This is a genomic window from Altibacter lentus (assembly GCF_000746845.1).
GTDB classification, from domain to species: Bacteria; Bacteroidota; Bacteroidia; order Flavobacteriales; family Flavobacteriaceae; genus Altibacter; species Altibacter lentus.
This window is the reverse complement of record NZ_KN050846.1, coordinates 754,294-778,270: the sequence shown is the minus strand read 5'-3', so window position 1 is coordinate 778,270 and position 23,977 is coordinate 754,294. Positions and strand designations below refer to the sequence as shown.

Here is a 23,977-nt window from a genome sequence, read left to right as displayed (position 1 = left end):
AATAGCCATGCCAAAAATGTAAGTATTTGATTCGCAGGGAGAAACAATAAATAGGATAGATACGGATCGTTCTAGATCTTGTCTTTTAAATAGTCGGCAGTATATGAAGCTGATGTTTTGGTGATCTCCTCGGGTGGACCTTGGGCTACTACTTCGCCACCTTGTTCCCCTCCCTCTGGACCCAGATCAATAATGTGGTCTGCGCATTTAATGAGATCCAGATTGTGTTCTACCACGATCACAGTATGGCCCTTATCCAGCAGCGCATAGAAAGAAGCCAATAATTTTTTAATATCGTGAAAGTGAAGTCCTGTGGTAGGTTCATCGAAAATGAACAGGGTTTTATCGCTCGAGGTTCCCTTAACCAGAAAAGATGCCAATTTAATTCGTTGTGCTTCACCACCCGAAAGGGTAGAGGAACTCTGTCCTAATTGTACATAGCCCAATCCTACGTCTTGTAAGGGTTGTAGTTTTGACACGATCTTTTTCTGCTTATGTTCATTGAAGAAAGCGATTGCTTCATCTACGGTCATAGTAAGCACGTGATGGATGTTCTTTTTTTCAAACATCACTTCCAGGATCTCTTTTTTAAAACGCTTGCCGTTGCACGTATCGCATTCTAAGTGTACATCGGCCATGAACTGCATTTCTATGGTTACTTCCCCTTCTCCTTTACAGGTTTCACAACGTCCGCCGTCCACGTTAAAACTGAAATGTTTCGCTTTATACCCACGAATATCCGATAGTTTTTGAGAAGCGTAGAGATTTCTGATGTCATCGTATGCCTTGATATAGGTCACGGGATTGGAACGACTGGATCGTCCAATTGGATTTTGATCTATGAACTCAATACTTTTTATACTGCTGAAGTTTCCTTCCAATGAAGAGAACTGTCCCGGTTTCTCACCATAACCCCCAATATGACGTAAGAGGGCAGGGTAGAGAATTTTCTTTACAAGTGTACTTTTTCCACTTCCTGAAACACCTGTCACCGCCGTAAAAACACCTAACGGGAAGGTAACATCAATGTTTTTTAAGTTGTTATGTCGTGCTCCTTTAATCTCGATAGCATTTTTCCATGCGCGTCTTTTTTGAGGTACTTCAATTTCCAATGCCCCATTTAGATATTTTGCCGTTAATGAGTTTGAAGCAAGAATTTCCTTAAATGTACCTGTAGCCACTACTTCACCACCAAACGTTCCTGCTTCCGGACCGATATCGATAATCGCATCGGCTGCTTTCATGATATCCTCATCATGCTCCACAACGATCACGGTATTGCCGAGATCACGCAGAGACCTCAATACGCCAATAAGACGTTCGGTGTCCTTGGGGTGCAGACCAATACTGGGTTCGTCAAGTATATACATTGAACCAACCAAGCTACTACCCAACGAAGTGGCTAAATTAATTCGTTGGGATTCCCCTCCTGAAAGCGTGTTAGATTTCCGGTTTAGGGTTAGGTAGCTTAAGCCTACGTCCATTAAGAACGAAAGACGGTTGTTGATCTCCAATAAAAGGCGCTTTGCCACTTTTTGGTCGAATTCATTCAAGGTAAGCGTTTTGAAGAAGTCTGCGACCTTATGGAGTGGTAATTCAACTAGTTCTTGTATCGCTTTGCCTTCAATTTTTACGTACCCGGCTTCAGGGCGTAGCCGTTTTCCTTTACATGTGCTGCACTTCGTTTTACCGCGATAGCGAGAAAGCATCACCCTATTTTGGATCTTATAGCTTTTGGATTCAAGAAAACTGAAAAAACTATGTAGTCCTTCGAAGTATTTATTGCCATCCCAGACCAATTGTTGTTGTGCTTCGGTGAGTTCGAACCAAGGTTTATGGATAGGGAAATCGAATTTATAAGCATTGTGCACCAGTTGATCACGATACCATCCCATACTGTCGCCGCGCCAAGGAAAGATCGCATTCTCGTAGATGGACAGTGCAGTGTTGGGAACCACCAAGTCCTCGTCGATCCCTATCACATCGCCATATCCTTCACAGGTAGGACAGGCCCCATACGGATTATTAAAACTGAACAAATGCACATTGGGCTCTGTAAATATAATTCCGTCGGCCTCAAATCGGTTATTGAACTCTTGAATCTTATTATTTGAAAGATTCTCAATAAATAATTCTCCCTTTCCTTCAAAAAAAGCAATTTGTACTGCATCTGCCAAACGATGATAAAAATCTTCGTCTTCTTTGGTAATAACGCGATCTACCACAAGCAGAACCTTTTCTTTCGGGATATTACCATCCCACGCATCGATCCGCACGACGTTTTCACCTACTTTAATTCGTGCATATCCTTGTTGGGCAAGGGTTTGTATCTTGTTTTCCAAAGTTCGGCCTTCTTCTAAATGAATAGGGGCAAGGAGGAGAAGCTTTTCGTTTTCGGGAAACTTCTTGAGAAATGCAATTACGTCGCTTACAGTATCTTTTTTCACCTCTTTTCCTGAAACGGGAGAATATGTTCTTCCAATTCGGGTATAGAGCAGTTTCAAATAATCGTATATTTCTGTTGAAGTGCCTACGGTCGATCTAGGGTTGGTGGAGTTCACTTTTTGCTCGATGGCAATCGCAGGAGCGATTCCCTTGATCGAATCGACTTTGGGCTTGTTGAGACGTCCCAAGAATTGTCTGGCATATGAGGAAAGACTTTCTACATATCGCCGTTGCCCTTCAGCATACAAGGTATCGAAGGCCAAGCTTGACTTTCCGCTGCCGGAAAGGCCTGTTATAACCACTAATTTGTTCCGTGGAATAGCAACAGAGATATCCTTGAGATTGTGCAGTTTTGCTCCTTGGATTAGGATATTCTTTTTAGTATCTATCGGTTCAGTAATCAAGCTAATTTGCGGTTTTTTTCGATCCTTTTTGCGATTGGGAATGCAAAGATACTATATAGATTTATGGAATGCACGTTAACATTTATTATATTTTTTTTAAGAAAAAACTCACTTTTTTTTGCAATTGTGATTTCTTTGTTGTTATATTTACCCCTCATAACGTCATTCTCTAAAATTATTGCCTATAGCATATTATTACTTTCAATAAAAAAACATAGCAGCTGAGCAACCAATATAATAGTTGTTTATTTTTTAAAAAAAAGTATTAGTATGAAGCAAAGTCCCACAACCGATGCCTTCCTTGTGAGCGCATATATGAATGGCAATGAATCTGCTCTTTGTGAACTTATTACCCGTCACAAACAAAGAATCTACAGTTTTATCTATTCCAAAGTCTTCGACCGCGATGTTGCGGAAGATATTTTTCAAGACACTTTTATAAAGGTTATCAAGACTTTAAAACGAGGTGCTTATAACGAAGAAGGAAAATTTCTCCCTTGGGTCATGCGTATTGCACACAATTTGGTGATCGATCATTTCAGAAAGAACAATCGAATGCCAAAGTTCGAGAACAAAGACGATTTCAATATTTTTTCGGTACTGTCAGACGGAGCCTTGAACATTGAGAAACAAATCATAAAAGGGCAGGTGGAGAGTGATGTAAGACGGCTTATTGAAGAGTTGCCGGACGATCAAAAACAGGTCTTGGTCATGCGTATATATAAGGATATGAGCTTTAAGGAAATTAGTGAGCAAACAGGGGTGAGTATCAATACTGCTCTGGGAAGAATGCGCTACGCACTTATTAACTTACGTAAGGTCATTGAGAAACATAATATTATATTGACGAACTAATACAATAAAGCATTTTTTGCGACGTTATTAGGTAACATTAACCTCAAAATTACGTTCTATGCAAAAAATGTACTCTGAAACTTCACGTACGGAGCGCGTGAATAAAGAACTAGCTCCAAAAGAAGAAACCATTCGATTTCTTCTGGATTATTCGAAGGCTTTAAGTGTTATAGATTATAATAAATTGAAGTTTGAAGCACTTCTAAACTAAACTTTGGAAAACCCCCGAACAGCGTTTCGGGGGTTTTTTTATGCCTTTTTTAGAGAGATCTTCTTGTTGTATTCTGAAAGTACTGACTTTCTACCTATCGTTCTCGTAATTATATCTTTTTCCAAGTCCCAGCCACGCGCCGGGGAATATTGCCTTCCATACCAGATAATTTGCAAATGTAATTTGTTCCAAAGGTCTTGCGGAAATAACCTTTTGGCATCTTTTTCTGTTTGGACCACATTTTTTCCGGTGGAAAAGCCCCAGCGGTACATGAGACGATGGATATGTGTATCAACAGGAAATGCAGGGATATTAAACGCTTGGGACATCACGACACTGGCCGTCTTATGACCCACAGCAGGAAGCGCTTCCAATGCCTCAAAATCAGCCGGAACCTTACCGTCGTGTTTATTAATCAGTATTTCTGAAAGTCCGTGGATCCCTTTAGACTTCATAGGGGAGAGGCCCACCGGTTTTATGATGTCTCGAATCTCTTCTACTGAAAGTTTCACCATATCGTACGGATTGTCTGCCACTTCAAATAGAATGGGTGTGATCTGGTTTACCCGTACATCTGTACTCTGTGCCGAAAGTAATACAGCGATCAAAAGCGTATAGGGATCTTTGTGGTCTAATGGGATGGGAATTTGAGGATATATGTCATTTAACGTTTCAATAACGAAATCTACCTTTTCTTGCTTGGTCATTTTACCTATTTTTATACAAAAATAGCGAAATGAAGACATTACAAGCAGGCGATACAGTGCCAAATTTTACCTCGGTCGATCAGGACGGCAATACAATCAAACTATCCGATTATAAGGGAAAGAAACTCGTCGTTTTCTTTTATCCGGCGGCTAATACACCAACTTGCACCGTAGAGGCTTGCAATTTAAGTGATCATTACAAAGAATTACAAAAAGCAGGGTATGAGATACTAGGCGTGAGTAAGGACACACAACGCAAGCAAAAGAATTTTAAAGAAAAATACAATTTTCCATATCCGCTACTCGCAGATACCGAAAAGGAAGTTATCAATGCCTTTGGTGTTTGGGGACCTAAAAAGTTTATGGGACGCAGCTTTGATGGCATCCACCGTATAACGTTTGTGATTGATGAAAAAGGAGTTGTATCACGTGTTATTGATAAAGTGAAAAGCAAGGAGCACGCTGCTCAGATCCTTAATTCGTAGCTTCTTTTGCGGGTAAGGCAGCACAACTAAAGAGACACTTCTCCTTAATGATCTCTGAGACACCTTTGGGAAGCATTTCTTCCCAGCCTTCTTCTCCGTTTTCGATCATGGAAAGTACTTCTCTTGAGAAGATATCGAGGATATCGGGGTTGAAATCTGTGATGTCCACTACTTTTCCGTTATACTTGAAGAATTTGTAGAGTTCCTTCATTCGCGGATGCACTTTCAGGTTCTCACTATTGGTGTATTCGCCAGTTTCAGGATCACGCATAGGGTATAAATATACCTTTAGATCTTTAAAGAACAGCTTTCCGAAGGCTTCCAGGATACCACCACTTAAATGGCGGTAATATTTCTCATCAAAGATATCTACCAGATTATTGACACCCATGGCCAAACCAACCCTCATTTTGGTATAACGACTAAAATATTCTACTAGTTTATAATATTCCTGGAAATTGGAGATCATTACCGTATGTCCCAGCGAACACAGGAGTTTGGCGCGATCCATAAAATCTTCTTCATCGATCTCACCTTCGGCCCGAAGGTTTGAAAGGGTGATCTCAAAAATAACCTCTGTGCGTTCCTTTTCTACCTTGTTTTCCTTCAGAAACATCTCACACGACTTTTCGTACATATCGATGTTTACCTTGGTTACCGGTCTGAAACTTCCCCGAAGGGCTAAAATATTCTTTTTGTAAAGGATCCTTGCCGGTAGGATATTGTTACCGTCGGGACCAAACATGATGGCATCGGTCATGCCATTTTTAATAAGCTGTAAACTCATAAGGCGGTTGTCCACCTTTTCAAATTTAGGGCCGGAGAAATTGATCGTATCGATCTCGATCTTATCCTTGTCTATATGATCGTAAAGATATCGAAGGAGTTTTTTTGGCGTGTCGTACTTGTAGTATGCTCCATAAATTAAATTTACACCTAAGATCCCTAGCGTGATCTGCTGTAGCATGGCGTCGTTCTCATGGAATCGTATGTGCAGCGTGATCTCGTTGTAACCCTCCTTTGGATCTACTTGATACCGTATGCCTACCCAACCGTGGCCTTTGTATTTCTTAGCAAAATCAATGGTTGCAACGGTATTGGCATAAGCGAAGAACAATTTATTGGGATGCTTTTCTCTAATGATACGTTCCTCGATGAGGTTCATTTCATGGGAAAGCATTTTTATTAATCGTGATTCGGTCACGTACCGGCCATCTTCTTCGATGCCGTAGATCGCATCACTGAAATCCTTATCATAGGCCGACATGGTCTTAGCGATCGTCCCTGAGGCGCCACCTGCCCTAAAGAAATTACGCACGGTTTCCTGCCCGGCACCTATCTCTGCAAAAGTTCCGTAAATATTCTCATTGAGATTTATACGGAGGGCCTTACTTCTAATGGACGGAATATTCTCAAATTCCTTGTCACCTAAAATATGTTCGGGCATAGCAATTTCCTATTAAGACATCTTTCCTACAAAGGTAACAAATACCATAGGTAAACAAAAAAAATACTGTTATTTTTGTGCCAATGAAACAGCCCTTGACGATTACATTTTTAGGTACCGGAACCTCGCAAGGAATCCCCGTTATTGGCAGTGATCATCCCGTATGCAGAAGTACCGATCCTAAAGATAAAAGGCTACGGGTTTCGGTCTTGTTACAGTGGGATACTTTTTCGTATGTGATCGATATAGGTCCCGACTTTCGGCAACAGATGTTGCGTGAAAATTGTAAACATCTCAATGGTGTTCTTCTAACCCACGAACACAGCGATCACACAGCAGGGATCGATGATATTAGACCATTTTACTTTCGGCAAGGAGATATCCCGTTTTATGCACACCCAAGAGTGTTTCAGCAACTCCATGAGCGCTTCGCTTATATTTTTGAATTAGAGAACAAATATCCGGGAGCCCCTACCATTACTGAAATTGCCATAGAGAAGGATACCGAGTTCGAACTTCATGGGAAACGAGTTACCCCTGTGGAAGCATTTCATCATAAGCTACCTGTTCTTGGTTTTAAAATAGATGGGTTCACTTATCTTACCGATGTGAAAACGATGGCAGCTTCAGAAATAGATAAAATAAGAAAGACCGATGTCCTTGTGGTAAATGCCCTTAGAGAACAGGCACATCCTTCGCATTTTAATCTTTCAGAAGCCTTAGCATTTATAGAAGAGGTTCAGCCTAAAAAAGCTTACTTAACGCATATAAGTCACTTATTAGGCTTTCACGAAGAGGTGTCAAAACAGTTGCCGCCTAACGTGTTTCTTGCTTACGACACCCTTAAAATCACTTTATAGTTATGAGAAAAAGCATCTTTATGTATTTGTTCTTCTTTGCGGTCCTGTTTATTATTTTTCAATATATGAACGAAAAAACCATTTTTGAGGCTCAGGAGAAAAAGATCACGGTACTTTCCGAAAAAGTTGCAGCGAATGAGACTGTGATCGATTCTCTTAACCAACGCGTAGTGGACCTCGACTATTTTACGCTTCAGGGAAATGAGAACGCCATGGTCTATCTGGAAACATCGGGTTTTGAAGCCGCCGCGGTGGAGGCATTGGTGAGTGATGTCATCTACGAGAACAACTTTGTAAAAGAGGGAAATCCCCTAGTGCCATTTGAGGGTATGAACGGTCCCATGCGCATCAATAAGGTTCGCTTCTTAAATCATCGATGGGTATTGGCAGATTTTACAGACGGTACATATTGGGGGGAAATGATTCTGGAGTATTCATTCAATGCGCAACAGCAATTAGAATTTAACACCTTGGCATCATTGCTGTACCCAAAATCCTAATGTTTTAAAAGCCATTCTTTCAGCTCATCGAAATTTTGAGGTGCTACGCCATGACCTACCGGAAATTCGGAATATTCACAAGGAATATTGAGTGCTTTTAAGAAGGGCTGGGTCTTTCGGGCCCATTGAACCGGAATTACCTGGTCGACACTTCCGTGCGAAGTGTATACGTTTAAGGAAGAGAAATCATTTTCGCTGTAGCCCTCTTTTAGGATATCTTCATTTATGTAGCCACTTAATCCTATCACATTCTTAACTTTTTCGGGATAGCTTAAGGCAACGGCAAAGCTCAATATGGTCCCTTGACTAAAGCCCAACAATGTGATTTCCTTCGGATTTGCGTTATAGACATTTACCACGGCATCGATACAATTTGAAATAAGATCCCTTGATGCAATGGCTTGTTCGGTATCGCTAAATTTTCCGTCGGAATTGTCGAAATAGATATTATACCATGCATTTCCATACGGTTGCATGGGTATAGGTGCCTTTAAGGAAATAATATGATGGGTTTCGGGCAATTCTGAAGCAAATGAGAAAAGATCGTTTTCGTCGCTTCCAAAGCCGTGTAGTAAAATGATGGCCGGTGCCATGTCGACACCCTCTTTAGGGGCTCTGTAATTATGTTGTAAGGGCAGTTCTTTCTTTAGCATGGTTCAAAAATAAAAAGATGTCACTTGCTAAGTGACATCTTAGTCATTAAAATTTTTATAAAATTTTATCCAATCCCCTTAAACCAGTCCTGAAACTGTTCTCCTAAAAGCGGAACTAACTTCTTTTCCCCTTGAATGGCTCCTATAAATCCTAGGATCCAGAATACTAAGATCGCCAATTGCAGGATCCATCCCAAGATTGGAATACCTACAACCGAAATTATAATGCTCAATACCACAGCCACTACCATAATCCCTAATGTCTGCCTAATGTGAAAAGCCCCGAAGTCGGTTTTTTTATCGTTGTGCATCACCAGTGCGATGATCCATCCAATAATTGTAATGTAAGCCAGAATGGCTACAGTTTTTCCGTTGTCTACTGAAGTGTTTGTCATGAGTTTTGATTCGATTAGTATTTAGTTAGATCCCTTAAAGATAGGATAACTAATCTAAAAATGTAAACCACGACTGAAATTTCTCACTTAACCAAGGAATTCCCATCTTTCTGTTAGTCAGCGCCATAACCAGGCAAAACAGCCATAGCGCGACACTCAACCAATAGACGTAGATTCCAATAGGATAATTCTGTAACGCTACCGCCACGAACAACAGAATGACCAACCCGAACATATTTTTTATATGCCAAGTAGCAAATTCGTGCTTTTCATCTCGATTCATTGAAATCGCAATGAGCATGCCTATAAAAGTGATATACGCAATAATGGCTTTGTTCTTTCCGGGAGGAGTGCTCATGTGATTAACTGTTGAGGACTAATTTTTTATTGCCATAGATCCCGTAGGCTTTGCCCTTCAACTCTTTACCTCTGAACGCAGCGTTCTTGGAGGTGGAAACAATATCTTTTTCTGAAAAGGTCCAGGAAATATCAGGATCGAAAAGGGTGAGTGTTGCCTCGGCACCTTCAGTAACGGAAGTGACAGGAATTTTAAAAACCGATTTTAAACGAGTAAGAGCTGCAATGGCAGTTTCGGTATCAACAACACTTCGCAAGGCTCCGAAACAGCTTTCCAGACCGATACTTCCAAAACTGGCATGGTCGAACTCTGTTTTCTTATGTTCTATATCAATAGGGTCGTGATCGCTTGTAACTCCGTCGATCACGCCTTCTTTTAATCCCTTTTGCAACGCTTTTATATCTGTAAGGGTTCGCAATGGCGGCATAAGTTTGTAATCGGTATCAAAGCTCTCCAGCAGGTCATCGGTAAGACAAAGATTGGCAACGGCTACGCTGCAACTTATTTGCAAACCATTCTTTTTTGCCTCTTTAATAAGGTTTACTGATTTTTTGGTGGAAACAGTAGGAATGTGGAGCTTACCACCGGTATACTCCAAGAGGTACAGGTCTCGCGTGATCTGTAATTCTTCGGAGAGAGCAGGAATTCCCTTGAGTCCAAGTTTGGTACTATTCACTTCCTCGTTCACCATACCGTTGCGCGCTACGGAAGGATCGAATGGAAACGATTGTACAAGCGCATCGAAATTTTGAGAATATTGTAGTGCGATCTTTATAAGGTTCGCATTTTCTATAGACCTTTTGTAATCGTAGAAGGACACCGCTCCTTCGTTGCTCATGTCATACAATTCTGCTAGATCCACTCCTTTACTTCCCAATGTTAAAGCACCTATGGGATAAAGGGAAACCGGTTGCCCTTCAGCTTTGGAGCGAAGGAACTTGATGTTCGATTTACTATCGGTTACCGGGTAGGTATTGGCATTGACAGCTACCTGTGTGAAACCGCTGTGAGCAGCAGTCTTTAGACCATGGGTTAAGGTCTCCCGTTCTTCAAAACCCGGCTCTCCAAAGGAGACACTAGGATCAAACCAACCCTGTGATATGTGTAGGTTGGGGAGTTTTATTTCTTTAACCTTCTTTGGGTTGCTTATAGAAGTGCTTATTTTAGAGATCTTGCCTTTCTCGATAAGTACATCCCTCTTTTTTAAATGATGCTTACTGGTAGGGTCAACAATTACGGCCGATTTTAGTAGTACGTTCATTTATAGAATTTTAAGATAAGCATTTCCATGACAAGAAATAATAAGGCAAAAATAGCAAACCATTTCCAAAAACTGTTAATAGAATTTGCTTCACTTATAGTTTCAAACAATGCTTCAACCGATTTGTGAATTTCGACACCTTCCCAATCCTCCGGATCTGCATATTGTAACACGCTTTCATCCCGATCGTAATTGAAACTAAGGTGTTGAATAAATTCTGTGCCCTTTTCAATTTGATACGTCCCTGCCGTTGCAGGCTCGTCCTGTGTAGTGATATCTACTTTATTTGCCTTTGTTTGCTGAAGCGGAATGAACTGTAAACTACTGTCCCTTATCTTCACGATCTCATCCTGAAGCAGCGTTACGGGTACCGAAAACTGATTTTGTTTACCAATCTCGTAGTACAACTTAGGCAGCGGTAAACTCTGTTGCGCCATATTGTACAATGTAGGAACAATAAGCGGAGAATTTTGAAAATTAGAATTTTCAGAATTGATAGAGGTTGCAAAGAGATAGCTTCCCTTATTTCCTATCAAGAATGGTTTGCCGTCTTCAAAGGCCAGGGCCGAAGTGGCATTTGTACTAAGCGGGAAGTAGGAATTCACCTTTGGATACTGGAAATTGACGACCCGCTTTTCAAATACGTTTTCATAGAGTGGGTGATCGAAAACAATTTGTGTGATCTTACGTTCTTGATCCACTCCCACAGCAAAACTACCCAGACCAAAAAGACCTAAGGCCGAATTATAAGAACTTAGATCGCCGGTTTCAGAAGGAATTATTAAGAGGCTACCTCCATTATTCACAAACGATCGCAATGCGGTGACGAGGGAAGAAGGCAATTTTTCCAATTCGTTCAGAATAATAAAATTCTGATTCGGAATTGTATTGTAATCTACGGCATCATGTGCCAGTTGTGTGTATTCAAATTCAGGTTGATCGAACAAACGCTGTAGGAAGTTGGCATTTGCTTCATTAATGCTTAGAACCTTTATCTTTTCAGGAGCATTACTGCTAAAAAAAAGTGTGTTATCGTACACGATGTTAGGATCGTTCAATGTCACATACCCTACAATGGCACCCGTATTCTCTAAGTCGAATGTAATGGTTTCTGAAGTTTTTTCAGAAAGATCAACGGCCGATTTAGCGATGAGATTGGCCGCTTTGTAGAGTGAGACCGAAATGGGTTGTGTGTATGTTTCCGAAGCAGAAACGACCACCTTCAACTGTATAGTATTCACCGACTTCGAAGCAATATAAGCGGTGTCGATACCAATGTGGCCGGTAGCGACAGGGCGAAGGGGTACAGCGTCGATGCGCAGCTCTTCGGGAATCTCCGGAAACGCTTCTTTTTGTTGAAAATCGGAAATATAAATAAGCTGCTTTGAAGCATCGGGGGCGTTAGAAAACAATTGCTGTGCCTTTAGAACGACTTCGGCCGGGGTGAGTTGCTTTTGGGTATAATCCACTCGCAATAATTCATTCTTGAAATCTTGTACAGTGACATTCCTTCGGTCTTGATTATTGGTGAACCAACTAATTTGTTCATTTCCCACAGTTTGCTCAAATACATCTTGTAGGGCTCGTTGTAATAACGGACCCTGCGGACCTTTTGCCTGCATACTAAAAGAGTTATCCACGTATACCACCGTTTCCTTATTTGTGTTCAGGGCAGAACGTGATGCCGTAAAGGGTTGAGCAAAAGCCACGATAATACAGGCCAATGCTAGCAGGCGCATAAGAAGCGTTAGCCATTTTTTAAGTTGTGAACTTTTTCTGGTCTGGATGGTGACTTTTTGGAGGAAAGCCACATTGGTAAAGTCTATCCGCTGGAATTTTCGAAGCTGAAAAAGATGAATAATAATTGGGATGAGCAGTAGAAAAAGGGCATAAAGTATTTCGGGGTGTTTAAACTGCATTCCAAGAACAATTTGTCATCTCAACCGGATAGGTCGCAGAAAATTTTATCCAAGCTTTTACACGTCTAAGTTAAATCCGCTGCATCCGGCTGGGGCCAAAGATATAAAATGCATCCGATTTATAGCTATTTCTTAATGGTAAACGTAAAAGTACTTCCAACACTCATTTCCGAATCGAGATGTATGTCACCTCCCAACTTGGTCACAAGGCTCTTTACAGTAGCCAACCCAATTCCTGTACCTTCTTTACCCCTGCGATCCTTGATCCCCGCTGTCTTGAACAGTTGGAAGATCTCCTCCTGTTTTTCAGGTTCGATACCTCTTCCGTTATCGGTTATTTGAAAGGTATAATAACTATCGTTTTCTGAGACCACAGCTGTAACGGTGCACAGTTCTTTCGGATTGTATTTGAGGCCGTTGTCAACCAAATTCAGCACGATTTGTGTTAACGCTGCCTTGTTGATATTTCTAAATATACCGTTAGTAGGGTAGCAAAATTCAGAATCCTTTAAAATGAGCATTTCGCTAATGGCATCAAAGAATTCACTATAACTAACATCTTCTTTTTGTGATTCCGAAAGACTGTCATTCCTGTAAAACCTAAGTATCCCGTTGATATACTCCTTTAGTGTTAAAGAAGATTCTTCCATATATTCGAGATATTGTAATGAGGTTTCGCTCAATGTCGTTGCATTCTCCTCTCTTAGTAAACGCGTAAGACTGGTGATATTGGCCAACGGTGATTTAAGGTCATGAGAAACGACATGTGCGAACGAGTGGAGACGTTCGTTTCGCCGCTTTTGCTCTGCCTGCAATTCCAACAGGTGTGCATTTTTTCTATGTAGTTCAAATAGGTTTACCACCTGTTTTGCAAGAAGTTTCAATGAATTTTTTTGTTTTTCTGAAAGGGCTCTCGGCTTCACATCATAGATACATAGGGTCCCCAGGGCATAACCGTTCTCATTGCGAAGTGGGGCGCCGGCGTAAAAAACAGTACCGTATTCTTCAATAATAGGATTGTCGTAAAACCGTTCGTCCTTTCGAGCGTCCTCTACAATAAACAGGTCATTGTCGTTTAAAATGGCATGACCGCAAAATGAAATATCACGCGGCGATTCCTGTATATCGAGTCCAAAATGAGATTTCAAAAAATTACGGTCCTTATCCAAAAGGGTCACTAACGAAATAGGCACGTCGCAAATGGAAGCGATCAAAGCAGTGATGTTGTCGTAATCAACCTCGGGGAGCGTATCTAATAAATTGTAAGAATGTAATTCGGCCAAACGTTCGGCCTCATTATAAGGGGCTTTTGGGGAAATCATAGTTTACTGTTAGCAGGTGAAATATACGTAAGAAAGGACACCTCTGGATGTTAAGAAAGTGATAAAGTTGATGAGGGTTGTCAAGTTATTTAAACGTGAATTCGAACGTAGTGCGTTTTCCAAGTTCTGAATTGACACTAATGTTGCCACCCATTCCATTGACTAATTTTTGGACGGTAGAGAGACCGATCCCGTGTCCTTTTTTGCCATTCCTGTCTAAATTGCCCACGGTAGTGAACAGATCGAAGATCTCGTTTTGCTTGTCTTTAGGGATTCCCATACCGTTATCGGACAATACAAAATGATACATATCGTCGGTTTTGGTACAGGTCATATCGATCACGATCTTTTCCTTATCGTTATACTTTAAGCTGTTACCTATTAAATTGAGAAGGATCTGCTCTAAGGCGGCCCTGTTGCAGGAGAGTTCGAGATTTTCTTCAGGAAAGTTGATCTCACAATCAATATCGATATTCAATAGGTCCACGATTTCTTCCAGAAGTTGGTTGAGGTCGAAGGTCTCATGTGAGCCGGAGGTTAGTTTGTCACTCTCGTAATGCGCCAGTAACCCCGAAATATAATCGCTCAATGTAAAGGATGACTGCTTGAGGTACGATATGTATTTCTGAGCCTGAGTATCTAGTTGTTCTGAATATTTTGCTTTGAGAATATCTGCTGTCAGGATCATATTTGCTAAAGGCATTTTCATATCGTGCGAGATCACGCCTGCAAAGTTCTTTAATTCATCGTTTTTGTTCTGCAGCTCCTTTTGAAGCAGTTCTAATTGTTTGTTCTTTTTTCGTTCTTCAAACAAGTTCATCACTTGACGCGCTAGGGCAAGTAAGGTCTTTCTTTGTTTGTCATCCAGCGTACGCGGCTTTACATCGAAAACGCAAAGTGTTCCAAGAGGAAATCCATCCGGATTTATAAGTCGGACCCCTGCATAGAAGATCGCACCCTGCTCGCTTACCAGAGGGTTGTTTTTAAAGCGATCGTCCTTTCTGGCATCTTCAACAATAAAGATGTTGGATTCGTCCAGAATGGCATGTCCGCAAAATGAAATGTCGCGTGGCGACTCATTAAACGGAATACCATAATGAGATTTTAAGAAATTACGATCGGCATCCAGAAGTGTAACCAAAGATATTGGAACGTCACAAATACTTGCCACCAGCGCAGTAATATTATCGAAGTCCTCTTCGGGTAGCGTGTCTAACAGGCTATAAGATTTTACTGCGTTAAGGCGCTCTTGTTCATTCTTCGGAAGCGTAGGTGTGATCAATGTAAGATTCTGTTTTATTTGATAGACCTACAAATATCGTAAAACCGAAAGTGTTACGTTAACATTTTACACAAAAAAGTTAACGCGTAACATTGCTTCTTGACTGTCATCCCTCTTTGATGCAAATAACAAAGAGGTTGCTAATAAAAAAAGCTCCAAAGATCCCATGAGGATTTTGGAGCTTCTATGTATTAATACATTTTGGTTATGGTATGCAAACTTCGAACATCATAGACCAGTTGTTCCCTCCAATTGATTCACCATCTCCCCAAGCAGTTTCCGATTGACCGGTAGCGGCATTGGTTACAACGGCATGTGCTGCCACAGTGACACATTCACCCGATGCAGCAGGAATTGTGATAACCGTTACAGTAGTAGTTCCTGCAGGGTGAGTCCCTTTGTATGGGAATTTTCCAATCTTAGGATTTCCTCCTCCGTTAACGGGCAAATTACTCAAGTCTCCCACAAATAAGTGTGTCTCATCAATACCCCAATCACCTTCCGAAGCATAGGTGACTACAATAGTGCCGTCTATATATTCCACATTTACGGTACCGGCATACATATTTTGTCCTGCCATGAGATCCGTCGTATAAATGGATGAAGTGGGATCCGGCACCGTTCCGTCACCAATTTCAATGATAAGATTTGAAGAATCATTGACGGGTAAAGTATCTTCTTTTTGGCAACTAAGCAGTACTAAAGAACAAAGCGCAAGTAGTGTAATTTTAGTTTTCATAATAAGTAGGTTAAGTTGTTAGGTATCCAAACATACAAAAAAAATACATATAAACGATAAAATGTGTGTTTTATCGATAAAAGTGTAATGTAAATTTATTATGTTAAAAATTTTCGAAGACCCCCAAACCAAACAACGCAAAATCATATTTAACAGGATCAATTGCATCCAAACGGCGCAGGGAAGTGTCTAATTCTACTAAGGCCTTTGCATCATTTTGCCTCCGGTTCAACAACTGTAACTTTCGTGCCACATTACCGCTGTGAACGTCCAACGGGCAGGACAATTGAGAAGGGGAGAGGCGTGACCAAATTCCAAAATCGACCCCGGCAGCGTCCCGGCGTACCATCCATCGTAAAAACATATTGATACGTTTCGCCGCAGAATTCTTCAAAGGATCACTGAAATGTTTTTCGGTTCGGGGGAGGTGAGGTAATGCAAAGAACAAGCTTCGCACGTGGTGGATCCCTTGCTGCAGGGTTTTTCCTTCCGAAGCATTTTCAAACACCTGTTCCAGTCCGCCATGATGTTGGTAAATGTTCTGTAAGGCTTTCAGAAAATAAATAAGATCTTTTTCATTGAAAGTACGATGTACAAAACCGGCAAATCGTTGGGTGTCTTTTTCAGAAAAGTGCATCACGAAGTCATAAGGTGACCATTCCATAAGCTCCATGAGCTTCGTACCATTTGTGATAATGCTTTTTCTGTTCCCCCAGGCAATAGTGGCTATTAAAAACGCTGCGATCTCAATATCCTCTTTTTTCGTGAAAAGATGGGGAATTTGAATGGGATCGGTCTCAATGAACTTCGGCTGATTATAAAAGGCGGCTTTTTCGTCCAGAAACTCCTTTAGCTCACTCCGGTCCATAGATTATACTAAAATTTTTCCGTCCTGCATGGTCAATTTACGATCGGCCATATTAGCCAACTCCTCATTGTGTGTAACGATGACAAAAGTTTGTCCAAAAGTATCGCGAAGGGTAAAGAACAGTTGATGCAGATTCTCTGCACTTTCGGTGTCTAGATTTCCGCTGGGCTCATCGGCCAGAATGATGGCCGGATCATTCACCAGCGCCCTTGCCACTGCGACTCGTTGTTGTTCCCCGCCCGAAAGTTCGTTGGGTTTATGACCTTCCCTATGTGAGAGGCCTAAGAAACGAAGCAATTCTTTGGCTTTCTTTTCTGCTTCCGAACGTGTGGTGTTCTTAATGAAAGCCGGAATACAAACATTTTCAAGTGCTGTAAATTCGGGTAATAACTGATGAAACTGAAAGATAAAGCCTAGATTTTCATTCCTGAACTTAGCCAACTGCTTTCCTTTAAGGGTAGCGATGTCCGTCGCATTGATTTCTAAGGATCCTTTAGCTGTCTCATAGCCATCTAAGGTCCCTAGAATTTGAAGGAGCGTGGTCTTTCCTGCCCCCGAAGCACCTACAATAGAAACGATCTCACCTTTCGAAATATGGAGATCTACTCCTTTTAATACATGGAGGTCGTCATAATATTTGTGGATATTCCGGGCTTCGATCATTATTTTTTTGTTTGGGATGAAAATACTACAATTTCATAAAACTGGAACTAAGAGTCTGTGTTTAAAAGTCCCCTTATGTTATTGTAGTCCACAAAATAAGTAATTCGGAGAGAAAGGGTATTTTGCTGGGGTTGATCAAAAAGGTTTTTAAGGCTTTCTCCATACCCTAAGGTCGATTGAGAATCGAAATTAAAGATCTTGTTTCGATACAGGAGTGTCGCCTCGCTTCCCGGTGCAAAACGCCAGCGAAAACTGAGGTCTAAGTTCCAAATGTTGAAATTGGCATTGGGATCATTTTCTGAAAAATCGTAATCAGCCTCGGTAAGCGTGCCATCTTCGTTTAAGGTAAAAAATACATCTTCCGAATAGTCTGCGGTACTCCAAAAGTTTCGGAAACGTAAATCCACTGCTTTATAAGGATCGAAATTATAACTCGCCCGAATACTGTTTTCAATATTAATACGCTCTCGCTGGCCAAAGAAAATTTCTGTTTCTGTATTGTCAACATATCCAAAATCTTTCTCCCGGAACGAAAATTCAGAAGAAAGGATCATTAAAAATTTATCTGAAAAGCGATAGCGGGGTTCAATATCGAAAAACGTGTTTTGTCGGCTTTGGGTATCGAAATAGGTACGGTATCCAAAATTTATATCGTAGGCAAACTTCCTGCGATAATCTGAAGAAACAAACACATTGCCACCAAGGCTGGCACCAAACGCCACGAAGCGCCCGGGGACTCTTGGCTCAAAATAGTCATCATCTTTCGAAAAATAGCTCATATTTCCTCCAAAGGCGAATCTGCTCTTTAAGACGAAGAACGTATTTAAGTTCAGGGTGTTACCTATCTCCACATCCGGGCTATAGCGTCTGCGATGTCTTGCTGTAAGCTCAAAACGATAGCTGTTGAACCACTGGGTAGGTTCGAATATTTGGTAGGAGGCACCCGCTACAAAATTGTTGAAATTATTCTCAAAATTCAACCCCAGATCATTAATGTCGTAAGTGGTATTGGCAAAATCGTGTCCTACCCGATATCGAAACTTCCCTTTTATCCTAAAGATATCCAATTCTGAAAGGAACCCGGTCTTTGTGCCGTCAACACTGTTCACATTGCTTACAATCGCTCTACCGGAGCTTCGGTAGTTGTTGCCTTTATCGGCCACATCGAAAACAAAAGCAGACGTATTTCCGTCCCTAAAGCTCCCTTCGCGCGTTACATTGGTGTTGATTAGCGATACTGAAGAATTACCGTTAAACTGCTGGTCTAATACAACAATATTATAATTGGAGAGCGGTTCTACAAGTACGCTTCGGTTGATGTTGTTCACCGTATCACGAATGGTGGCATAGGTCTTTTCAGTTATGGCATTAAAGAATCCAACGCCTAACTTTTCTTTTGTCCTTCCGGAGATCTTGAGTGCATTCAGCAAGTTTACTTTAGCGGGATAGTTGTCAATGACCTCTGTGTCTTCAAGGTCACCCACATCGCCTGTAGGACCACTGCCCACGCGTCTTGAGAAAAAGATACGTCCAATATTGAAGAGGTCGGTTCCTTCTGTGAAAAACTGGCGGTTCTCTCCAAAGGTTTGTTCAAAAGGGCCTAAGTTTAATGTCACCTCATCGAAAGATGCCTGACCAAAATCGGGGATGAGGGTGGCATCCAGTGTAAAACTGTCGCTCAACCCATATTTAACATCCATTCCCGCAGAGAGGTTTGTTTCTGTTTCACCATCGAAATTAGTGACCACGCCTTGTCCGAAGGGAAAGAAAGTAAGCCGAACCGGCGGATTGATATCTCTTACACCTGTAACTAGGCCATTGTATTGTGTTTCTTGTCCTACGCTGTTCTTTATAAAATTCCAAGTGTGGGTCTGGTTTTCCCGTATTAAACGCCGATAGAAATTTACACTCCAGTCCTGCACGGTCACTTCGGGAAAACGAAGGGCGTTATAGGGGATTTTAAATTCGGCATACCATCCTTTGTCATCCTTGGAGATCTTACACTCGAAGACTACATTGTAGCTGAAATCGAAGTTATTCTGCCCTCGTATCGCATCGCCAATGGTCCCTGCACTTGTAACATAGAACCGCGTTTCGTTAATACCATCGTTATACGTATTAAGGGCTACCGAAAAATAATCGGCTTGAACAAAAACCTCGTCCCGTTGTGAGAACTGACTTAAAATGCGGTCGGGTTGAGGATCGTATAGATACGCAGCCACATACACTGCTTTATCGTCGTATGCCATTTTCACTTCGGAAGCATACCCTTCGGGGATCCTGCCTTCATTTCCGGGCTCGTACATAAAAAAGTTCCCGTAAGCCGGTAATGATTGCCATACGGCATCGTCTAAGATTCCGTCGATACGCGGCGGTTCCTCAATTCGGACTGCTTCAATGGATTTTTGTTCTTGAGAGAAACTCTTCAGAAAACTTAAAAAAAGAAAACAAAAAAATAGAATAGAAAAGGTTCTGGATATATTGCCCATTTTGTGATTTTGATTGATGACAAAGGGATCGTCGACAAAGCTAACGCACTACATTGGCCGGAAGTATTAACAAAAAGTTAAAATGACGACATAGAAAGAAAAGCGCAGCTTTTAAATTGTAATATTGTTTAATATATGACTAAAAACTTAGAACAAATAGTACTGGCAGGAGGTTGTTTTTGGTGTACGGAAGCCGTTTTCCAGCGCATTGAAGGTGTTGAACAGGTGATCTCCGGCTACACCGGAGGAACCATTAAGAATCCGGCGTACAGAGAAATATGTACAGGCAGAACCGGACATGCCGAGGCAATTAAAATTTCTTTCGATCCTGCCACTGTGTCTCTGGAAACTTTATTTGAGGTTTTCTTTGCCACCCACGATCCTACCACCTTGAACAGACAAGGAAATGATAAAGGAACGCAATACCGCAGTGCGATCTTCTACGAAAACGAAGCTCAGAAAGAGCAAGCGGAAGCCTTTATCCGGTTACTAACGGAGCATAAGGTGTTCGATCGGCCTATTGTGACCGAAGTGAGTCCATTGGATGTTTTTTATAAAGCTGAAGAGGATCATCAAAACTATTACAATGACAATACCCAACAGCCCTATTGCCAATTTGTAATTACGCCAAAGGTAGATAAGGTCAAGAAATTCTATTCAGAAAAACTAAAGACAACATAAATGGGATCCTACAAATTCTTTGAAGAATACAACCACGAAGTGACCGACGATCTTCGCAATAATTTTTCAGAAATACTAAAAGGTGTTGGAGAGGATATTACCCGAGAGGGGATCGTAAAAACCCCCGAACGGGCCGCCAAAGCCATGCAATTCCTTACTTCGGGTCATTGTCAGGATCCGGAGGAAGTACTGCGAAGCGCCATGTTTGCAGAGGGCTATAACGATATGGTGATCATCAAGGATATAGAGTTATATTCTTTATGCGAGCACCACATGCTGCCTTTCTTCGGAAAAGCACACATCGCATACATCCCCGACGGCCATATTGTTGGTCTAAGTAAGATTCCGCGGGTAGTGGATATTTTTGCACGCAGACTCCAGGTACAGGAGCGCCTCACCCATGATATTCTGGAGTGTATCAATACAACATTAAAACCCAAAGGAGTCGCTGTGGTCATTGAAGCTTCTCACATGTGTATGATGATGCGGGGGGTTCAAAAACAGAACAGTGTAACCACGACATCGGGTTTTAGAGGACAATTTGAAAAGATAGAAACACGCAGTGAATTCCTCAAGCTCATTAGTAGTGATCTTGCATAATTTTGGCATCTTTATTGCGTTCTATGTATTGAACTAAATAAAAAACTATGCAACAGTCTAAATATAAATTACTTCGGAAAGGGTTACTCTTTGATGCTGTGGGTATGATCACCATGGCGATACCGGTCGTTGGTCCCTTTTTAGACCTTCTTTGGGCACCTTATGCCGCAAAGAAGATGAATGATATGTATTCCGGAACATCCGGAAAAATAGCTTCGGTGATAGTGTTCGTAGAAGAAATTCTACCCGTAAGCGACTTTATTCCAACTTTCACCCTCATGTGGTTGTATACCTATGTTTTTTCAGCACAAAAGCATCCTCAACCGCAACCAATTGAAGTTAAAGTGAACGAATAAAAAAAGCCCCGTACGGGGCTTTTTTATTAGATCGACAATTTTAATCGTATCAATATATTTCTTCCAATATCAGGAATACCGTCATTTTTAAGTCTGGACAGATGTGAAATGTAGGTCTCGTTGGTAAGGTTATTGACAGTCAATGAGCCTTCCAACAAAACTTCCTTGAACTGAAAAGAGCTGCCGCCTCCTATGCTCAGCAAACTGTACCCGGGTGTTGAAGTTTCAAAAGTACTCACATTAGATTGATCGAATACATTTTTGAGTCGGATAAAAGTATAGGTGTCCTTTCGAATTGTCCCGGGATTGAATTCCACTCGCAGAGTATTTGTAAGTGCGTTTGCCGGAATCAACGGTAAAAACGCTTCCGAAGATAATTTCCCCGTAACCGTTTCAAAACTGCTTTCCACATGCAACCAATCCAATGGATGCGGATGTATATGCAAGCCAAATTCACCACCATACAGATATGCATCGTTTTGTACATAATCGAACACCGGATTTTCGTCAATAAATGTTCCGGTAGGTGTAATAAAGATATAATCGTTGATGGTGTTGTAAAAACCGTTGGCGATCAATTCAAAATGATCGTTTCTAAATTCTAGTGAAAGATCTGTTTGAAAGTTCTGCTCGTTTGTAAGATTTGGATTACCAACTTCATACCTATTGGTGCCTTCATGCACCCCGTTTGAAGTAAGTTCGGCCAGGTTGGGCGCCCTAAAACCACTGGCAAGGTTAAGTCGGCCTAACAATTGCTTCGTGACATCCCATTTAACTCCAATGGCAGCATTAAGACTGCTAAAACTTCTATCCAAGGCAGGGATATATTCCGGGTCATCTACTGTTCCTGAAGCTTCACTTTCCAGAACACGGTTATCCAGTCGCAACCCCGCTTGAATATCTAATTTCTCTAAGTGATAATGGGTTGTGGCCAATATTCCAATATCCTTGGTCGTAGCATCAGGGATGAGGATCTCTTCGCCAAAATTCTCGTTGGTCTGGTACATGCCTTGCAGGCCGACAATGGTTTCGAATTTGCCCATTAGCGGCAGGTGGTAAGCGAGGTCGTAGTTTAGCGTATTAAGCTTTAACCTAAGAGCAGCTTCATCCATTTCGGGTGTGTTAGGCTCTTCGGCTTCTTCAAATTCCCGTCTGTCATTAAATAAATAACCTACTTTGGCGTGAAGACTGGAATTGTTGAAAAAGAAAACATTGTCCCAACTCAAGATATGATTATCAACTTCCTGATAAGGTGCTAATAGTTCTCTTGATGAAGAGGTTTCTCCAAGACTTTCGGGCAGTCCCAAGTTTGACCGATTGTAATTATAACGAAGTGTCGATTTTAGTTTTGTATTCTGAAATTGCACTCCGGAAGTGATGTCGGTTTCATTGAAACGCGAGTTAATTACATCCAGATCGTTTCCTGTTCTATAATCACTATGTGTTCCGTACATAGCACGTAACAAGAAGCGAAACTTTTCCGAAGAAGTTTTAAAACCCATGTTGGAAGCACTTCCAAGTGTGTTTGTAAAATAAGTGGTCTCCAGATCCACATGTAGGCTATCGGCTGTTGCGAAGCGCTCGGGATTAAGATAAAGGACACCTCCCAGTGCGTCACTTCCATAAAGCAGGGTAGCAGGCCCCTTTATAACTTCTACGCTTTCAACACCTGCGCCGTTAATACCCAGTCCGTGTTCATCTCCAAACTGCTGGTTCTCTAGCCGTACGCCCTGCGCATAGGTAAGGACTCTGTTTGCACTTAATCCGCGTATCACGGGTTTTCCAATACTTGTACCTGTGCTAATGGATGCTACACCGGGGATGTTTGTTATTCCTTCGGAAAGCGTTGTAGAACCTTGTTTCTTTAATTGGTCCATCGAAATGCGCTCTACCTTCATTACATTATCACTCTGGAGTTTGTGAAAAGGGGTCGAGATGATCACTTCTTCGATCTCTACCGCACTTTCTTCAAGGGTAATAGATACTATCTCTTCTTTTCCTTCTGAAAAGAGCACGGTACGCGACACGGTAGCATACCCCAATAGCGAGTAGATTACTTTGTAAGTTCCATTTGGAATATTGGAAATAGTATAGGTGCCATCCAAACCGGCAATAGTTCCTTTTTCAAGATGTGGTAGGTAAATAGTAGCGGAAAGCGGCTCATTTTCTAATGAATTGACCGTTCCCGAAAGGGAATTCTGAGAATTTGCTGAAGCTATAACAAAGACAGCTCCCAGCCATATATATAGGGATTTCATAATTTTTTTCTTAATAATTAAACAATGGTATTAACTAATAAGAAAAGTGGGGAGGCCCACGCAGGTGGGGGTGTTGAAGAGCTATGGTTTGTAAAAGCCCTTCTTGAAAAGAATCAATTTTAGAATAGGGGAGCGCTACGGCAATAGGAGGATTATAGCGAGGCTCAAAGTTAAAACTACTAAGGTGAAAGTCACAGATAGGGCAATCGGTGTCGGTTT

General features: G+C 41.4%; 23 protein-coding genes. 8 read left to right on the top strand and 15 right to left on the bottom strand.

All coding sequences use genetic code 11. The annotated features are described in order from the left end of the window. Positions 1 to 71 precede the first annotated feature (71 nt). Positions 72 to 2,849, bottom strand: a complete 2,778-nt coding sequence (gene uvrA / locus JS40_RS03720) for an excinuclease ABC subunit UvrA (protein ID WP_152558125.1) — start codon at positions 2,847 to 2,849, stop codon at positions 72 to 74. Positions 2,850 to 3,119: 270 nt separating this feature from the next. Here uvrA and JS40_RS03715 point away from each other — a divergent pair, with 270 nt between their 5' ends. Beyond that, complete coding sequence (locus JS40_RS03715) at positions 3,120 to 3,704, top strand: RNA polymerase sigma factor (protein WP_034258491.1); 585 nt, start codon at positions 3,120 to 3,122, stop codon at positions 3,702 to 3,704. A gap of 58 nt (positions 3,705 to 3,762) precedes the next feature. Next, a complete protein-coding gene (locus JS40_RS15510; RefSeq protein ID WP_173402305.1) occupies positions 3,763 to 3,915 on the top strand; it encodes a hypothetical protein in 153 nt (50 codons plus the stop codon). A 38-nt stretch (positions 3,916 to 3,953) separates the two neighbouring features. Here the strand turns inward: JS40_RS15510 and JS40_RS03710 are convergent, their stop codons facing one another. Further along, entirely contained in the window at positions 3,954 to 4,622 is a 669-nt protein-coding gene (locus JS40_RS03710) for an endonuclease III domain-containing protein (protein WP_034258489.1), read from the bottom strand. Between the two features lie 29 nt (positions 4,623 to 4,651). Between JS40_RS03710 and bcp the strand changes: the two genes are divergently transcribed. Continuing rightward, a complete protein-coding gene (gene bcp, locus JS40_RS03705; RefSeq protein WP_034258487.1) occupies positions 4,652 to 5,107 on the top strand; it encodes a thioredoxin-dependent thiol peroxidase in 456 nt (151 codons plus the stop codon). Here bcp and JS40_RS03700 read toward each other — a convergent pair. Then, on the bottom strand, positions 5,097 to 6,554 hold the full coding sequence (locus JS40_RS03700) for a nicotinate-nucleotide adenylyltransferase (RefSeq protein WP_034258485.1): 1,458 nt from the start codon (positions 6,552 to 6,554) through the stop codon (positions 5,097 to 5,099). The genes bcp and JS40_RS03700 overlap by 11 nt on opposite strands. 83 nt (positions 6,555 to 6,637) lie before the next feature. On the opposite strand from JS40_RS03700, the gene JS40_RS03695 reads away from it, so the two are divergent. Together JS40_RS03695 and JS40_RS03690 are read left to right on the top strand one after the other, a co-directional pair. Further along, positions 6,638 to 7,414 (top strand): MBL fold metallo-hydrolase, encoded by a 777-nt coding sequence (locus tag JS40_RS03695; protein WP_394332683.1) that lies wholly within the window; start codon positions 6,638 to 6,640, stop codon positions 7,412 to 7,414. Between the two features lie 2 nt (positions 7,415 to 7,416). Continuing rightward, positions 7,417 to 7,914, top strand: a complete 498-nt coding sequence (locus JS40_RS03690; RefSeq protein WP_034258484.1) for a hypothetical protein — start codon at positions 7,417 to 7,419, stop codon at positions 7,912 to 7,914. Here JS40_RS03690 and JS40_RS03685 read toward each other — a convergent pair. From JS40_RS03685 to JS40_RS03635, 11 genes are all read right to left on the bottom strand, one after another. Beyond that, complete coding sequence (locus JS40_RS03685) at positions 7,911 to 8,567, bottom strand: alpha/beta hydrolase (RefSeq protein ID WP_034258483.1); 657 nt, start codon at positions 8,565 to 8,567, stop codon at positions 7,911 to 7,913. The genes JS40_RS03690 and JS40_RS03685 overlap by 4 nt on opposite strands. 65 nt (positions 8,568 to 8,632) lie before the next feature. Beyond that, complete coding sequence (locus tag JS40_RS03680) at positions 8,633 to 8,962, bottom strand: DUF4870 domain-containing protein (RefSeq protein WP_034258482.1); 330 nt, start codon at positions 8,960 to 8,962, stop codon at positions 8,633 to 8,635. A 49-nt stretch (positions 8,963 to 9,011) separates the two neighbouring features. Continuing rightward, positions 9,012 to 9,320, bottom strand: a complete 309-nt coding sequence (locus tag JS40_RS03675) for a hypothetical protein (protein WP_034258481.1) — start codon at positions 9,318 to 9,320, stop codon at positions 9,012 to 9,014. A 4-nt stretch (positions 9,321 to 9,324) separates the two neighbouring features. Then, positions 9,325 to 10,581, bottom strand: a complete 1,257-nt coding sequence (locus JS40_RS03670; protein WP_034258479.1) for a dihydroorotase — start codon at positions 10,579 to 10,581, stop codon at positions 9,325 to 9,327. After that, on the bottom strand, positions 10,578 to 12,500 hold the full coding sequence (locus tag JS40_RS03665) for a BatA domain-containing protein (RefSeq protein ID WP_034258477.1): 1,923 nt from the start codon (positions 12,498 to 12,500) through the stop codon (positions 10,578 to 10,580). The genes JS40_RS03670 and JS40_RS03665 overlap by 4 nt, the downstream gene beginning before the upstream one ends. Before the next feature lie 125 nt (positions 12,501 to 12,625). After that, positions 12,626 to 13,822, bottom strand: a complete 1,197-nt coding sequence (locus tag JS40_RS03660; protein WP_034258475.1) for a sensor histidine kinase — start codon at positions 13,820 to 13,822, stop codon at positions 12,626 to 12,628. An 85-nt stretch (positions 13,823 to 13,907) separates the two neighbouring features. After that, positions 13,908 to 15,104 (bottom strand): sensor histidine kinase, encoded by a 1,197-nt coding sequence (locus JS40_RS03655; RefSeq protein WP_034258473.1) that lies wholly within the window; start codon positions 15,102 to 15,104, stop codon positions 13,908 to 13,910. 205 nt (positions 15,105 to 15,309) lie between these two features. After that, positions 15,310 to 15,843, bottom strand: a complete 534-nt coding sequence (locus JS40_RS03650; RefSeq protein WP_034258472.1) for a hypothetical protein — start codon at positions 15,841 to 15,843, stop codon at positions 15,310 to 15,312. A gap of 103 nt (positions 15,844 to 15,946) precedes the next feature. Beyond that, positions 15,947 to 16,711: a TIGR02757 family protein gene (locus JS40_RS03645; protein ID WP_034258471.1), complete on the bottom strand. Its 765-nt coding sequence runs from the start codon at positions 16,709 to 16,711 to the stop codon at positions 15,947 to 15,949. 3 nt (positions 16,712 to 16,714) lie between these two features. Continuing rightward, positions 16,715 to 17,374 carry an ABC transporter ATP-binding protein gene (locus JS40_RS03640; RefSeq protein ID WP_034258470.1) on the bottom strand — a complete coding sequence of 220 codons (660 nt, stop codon included), beginning with the start codon at positions 17,372 to 17,374 and terminating at the stop codon, positions 16,715 to 16,717. A 47-nt stretch (positions 17,375 to 17,421) separates the two neighbouring features. After that, entirely contained in the window at positions 17,422 to 19,863 is a 2,442-nt protein-coding gene (locus JS40_RS03635) for a DUF5916 domain-containing protein (protein WP_034258469.1), read from the bottom strand. Between the two features lie 135 nt (positions 19,864 to 19,998). On the opposite strand from JS40_RS03635, the gene msrA reads away from it, so the two are divergent. The 3 genes from msrA to JS40_RS03620 are packed head-to-tail and all read left to right on the top strand — an operon-like array spanning position 19,999 to position 21,500. Continuing rightward, on the top strand, positions 19,999 to 20,544 hold the full coding sequence (gene msrA / locus JS40_RS03630) for a peptide-methionine (S)-S-oxide reductase MsrA (protein ID WP_034258467.1): 546 nt from the start codon (positions 19,999 to 20,001) through the stop codon (positions 20,542 to 20,544). Then, positions 20,545 to 21,144, top strand: coding sequence for a GTP cyclohydrolase I FolE (gene folE / locus JS40_RS03625; protein ID WP_034258465.1), 600 nt, complete (start codon positions 20,545 to 20,547; stop codon positions 21,142 to 21,144). It abuts the gene before it with no gap. A 47-nt stretch (positions 21,145 to 21,191) separates the two neighbouring features. Then, positions 21,192 to 21,500: a hypothetical protein gene (locus JS40_RS03620; protein ID WP_034258463.1), complete on the top strand. Its 309-nt coding sequence runs from the start codon at positions 21,192 to 21,194 to the stop codon at positions 21,498 to 21,500. A gap of 26 nt (positions 21,501 to 21,526) precedes the next feature. Here the strand turns inward: JS40_RS03620 and JS40_RS03615 are convergent, their stop codons facing one another. After that, a complete protein-coding gene (locus JS40_RS03615; RefSeq protein WP_034258461.1) occupies positions 21,527 to 23,758 on the bottom strand; it encodes a TonB-dependent receptor in 2,232 nt (743 codons plus the stop codon). Between the last annotated feature and the right edge of the window lie 219 nt (positions 23,759 to 23,977).

What these genes read in the sequence shown, in the direction of transcription:
- JS40_RS03715 (WP_034258491.1), top strand. Translation starts at nt 3,120, where the DNA reads ATGAAGCAAAGTCCCACAACCGATGCCTTCCTTGTGAGCGCATATATG.
- JS40_RS15510 (WP_173402305.1), top strand. Translation starts at nt 3,763, where the DNA reads ATGCAAAAAATGTACTCTGAAACTTCACGTACGGAGCGCGTGAATAAA.
- JS40_RS03710 (WP_034258489.1), bottom strand. Translation starts at nt 4,622, where the DNA reads ATGACCAAGCAAGAAAAGGTAGATTTCGTTATTGAAACGTTAAATGAC.
- bcp (WP_034258487.1), top strand. Translation starts at nt 4,652, where the DNA reads ATGAAGACATTACAAGCAGGCGATACAGTGCCAAATTTTACCTCGGTC.
- JS40_RS03700 (WP_034258485.1), bottom strand. Translation starts at nt 6,554, where the DNA reads ATGCCCGAACATATTTTAGGTGACAAGGAATTTGAGAATATTCCGTCC.
- JS40_RS03695 (WP_394332683.1), top strand. Translation starts at nt 6,638, where the DNA reads ATGAAACAGCCCTTGACGATTACATTTTTAGGTACCGGAACCTCGCAA.
- JS40_RS03690 (WP_034258484.1), top strand. Translation starts at nt 7,417, where the DNA reads ATGAGAAAAAGCATCTTTATGTATTTGTTCTTCTTTGCGGTCCTGTTT.
- JS40_RS03685 (WP_034258483.1), bottom strand. Translation starts at nt 8,567, where the DNA reads ATGCTAAAGAAAGAACTGCCCTTACAACATAATTACAGAGCCCCTAAA.
- JS40_RS03680 (WP_034258482.1), bottom strand. Translation starts at nt 8,962, where the DNA reads ATGACAAACACTTCAGTAGACAACGGAAAAACTGTAGCCATTCTGGCT.
- JS40_RS03675 (WP_034258481.1), bottom strand. Translation starts at nt 9,320, where the DNA reads ATGAGCACTCCTCCCGGAAAGAACAAAGCCATTATTGCGTATATCACT.
- JS40_RS03670 (WP_034258479.1), bottom strand. Translation starts at nt 10,581, where the DNA reads ATGAACGTACTACTAAAATCGGCCGTAATTGTTGACCCTACCAGTAAG.
- JS40_RS03665 (WP_034258477.1), bottom strand. Translation starts at nt 12,500, where the DNA reads ATGCAGTTTAAACACCCCGAAATACTTTATGCCCTTTTTCTACTGCTC.
- JS40_RS03660 (WP_034258475.1), bottom strand. Translation starts at nt 13,822, where the DNA reads ATGATTTCCCCAAAAGCCCCTTATAATGAGGCCGAACGTTTGGCCGAA.
- JS40_RS03650 (WP_034258472.1), bottom strand. Translation starts at nt 15,843, where the DNA reads ATGAAAACTAAAATTACACTACTTGCGCTTTGTTCTTTAGTACTGCTT.
- JS40_RS03645 (WP_034258471.1), bottom strand. Translation starts at nt 16,711, where the DNA reads ATGGACCGGAGTGAGCTAAAGGAGTTTCTGGACGAAAAAGCCGCCTTT.
- JS40_RS03640 (WP_034258470.1), bottom strand. Translation starts at nt 17,374, where the DNA reads ATGATCGAAGCCCGGAATATCCACAAATATTATGACGACCTCCATGTA.
- JS40_RS03635 (WP_034258469.1), bottom strand. Translation starts at nt 19,863, where the DNA reads ATGGGCAATATATCCAGAACCTTTTCTATTCTATTTTTTTGTTTTCTT.
- msrA (WP_034258467.1), top strand. Translation starts at nt 19,999, where the DNA reads ATGACTAAAAACTTAGAACAAATAGTACTGGCAGGAGGTTGTTTTTGG.
- folE (WP_034258465.1), top strand. Translation starts at nt 20,545, where the DNA reads ATGGGATCCTACAAATTCTTTGAAGAATACAACCACGAAGTGACCGAC.
- JS40_RS03620 (WP_034258463.1), top strand. Translation starts at nt 21,192, where the DNA reads ATGCAACAGTCTAAATATAAATTACTTCGGAAAGGGTTACTCTTTGAT.
- JS40_RS03615 (WP_034258461.1), bottom strand. Translation starts at nt 23,758, where the DNA reads ATGAAATCCCTATATATATGGCTGGGAGCTGTCTTTGTTATAGCTTCA.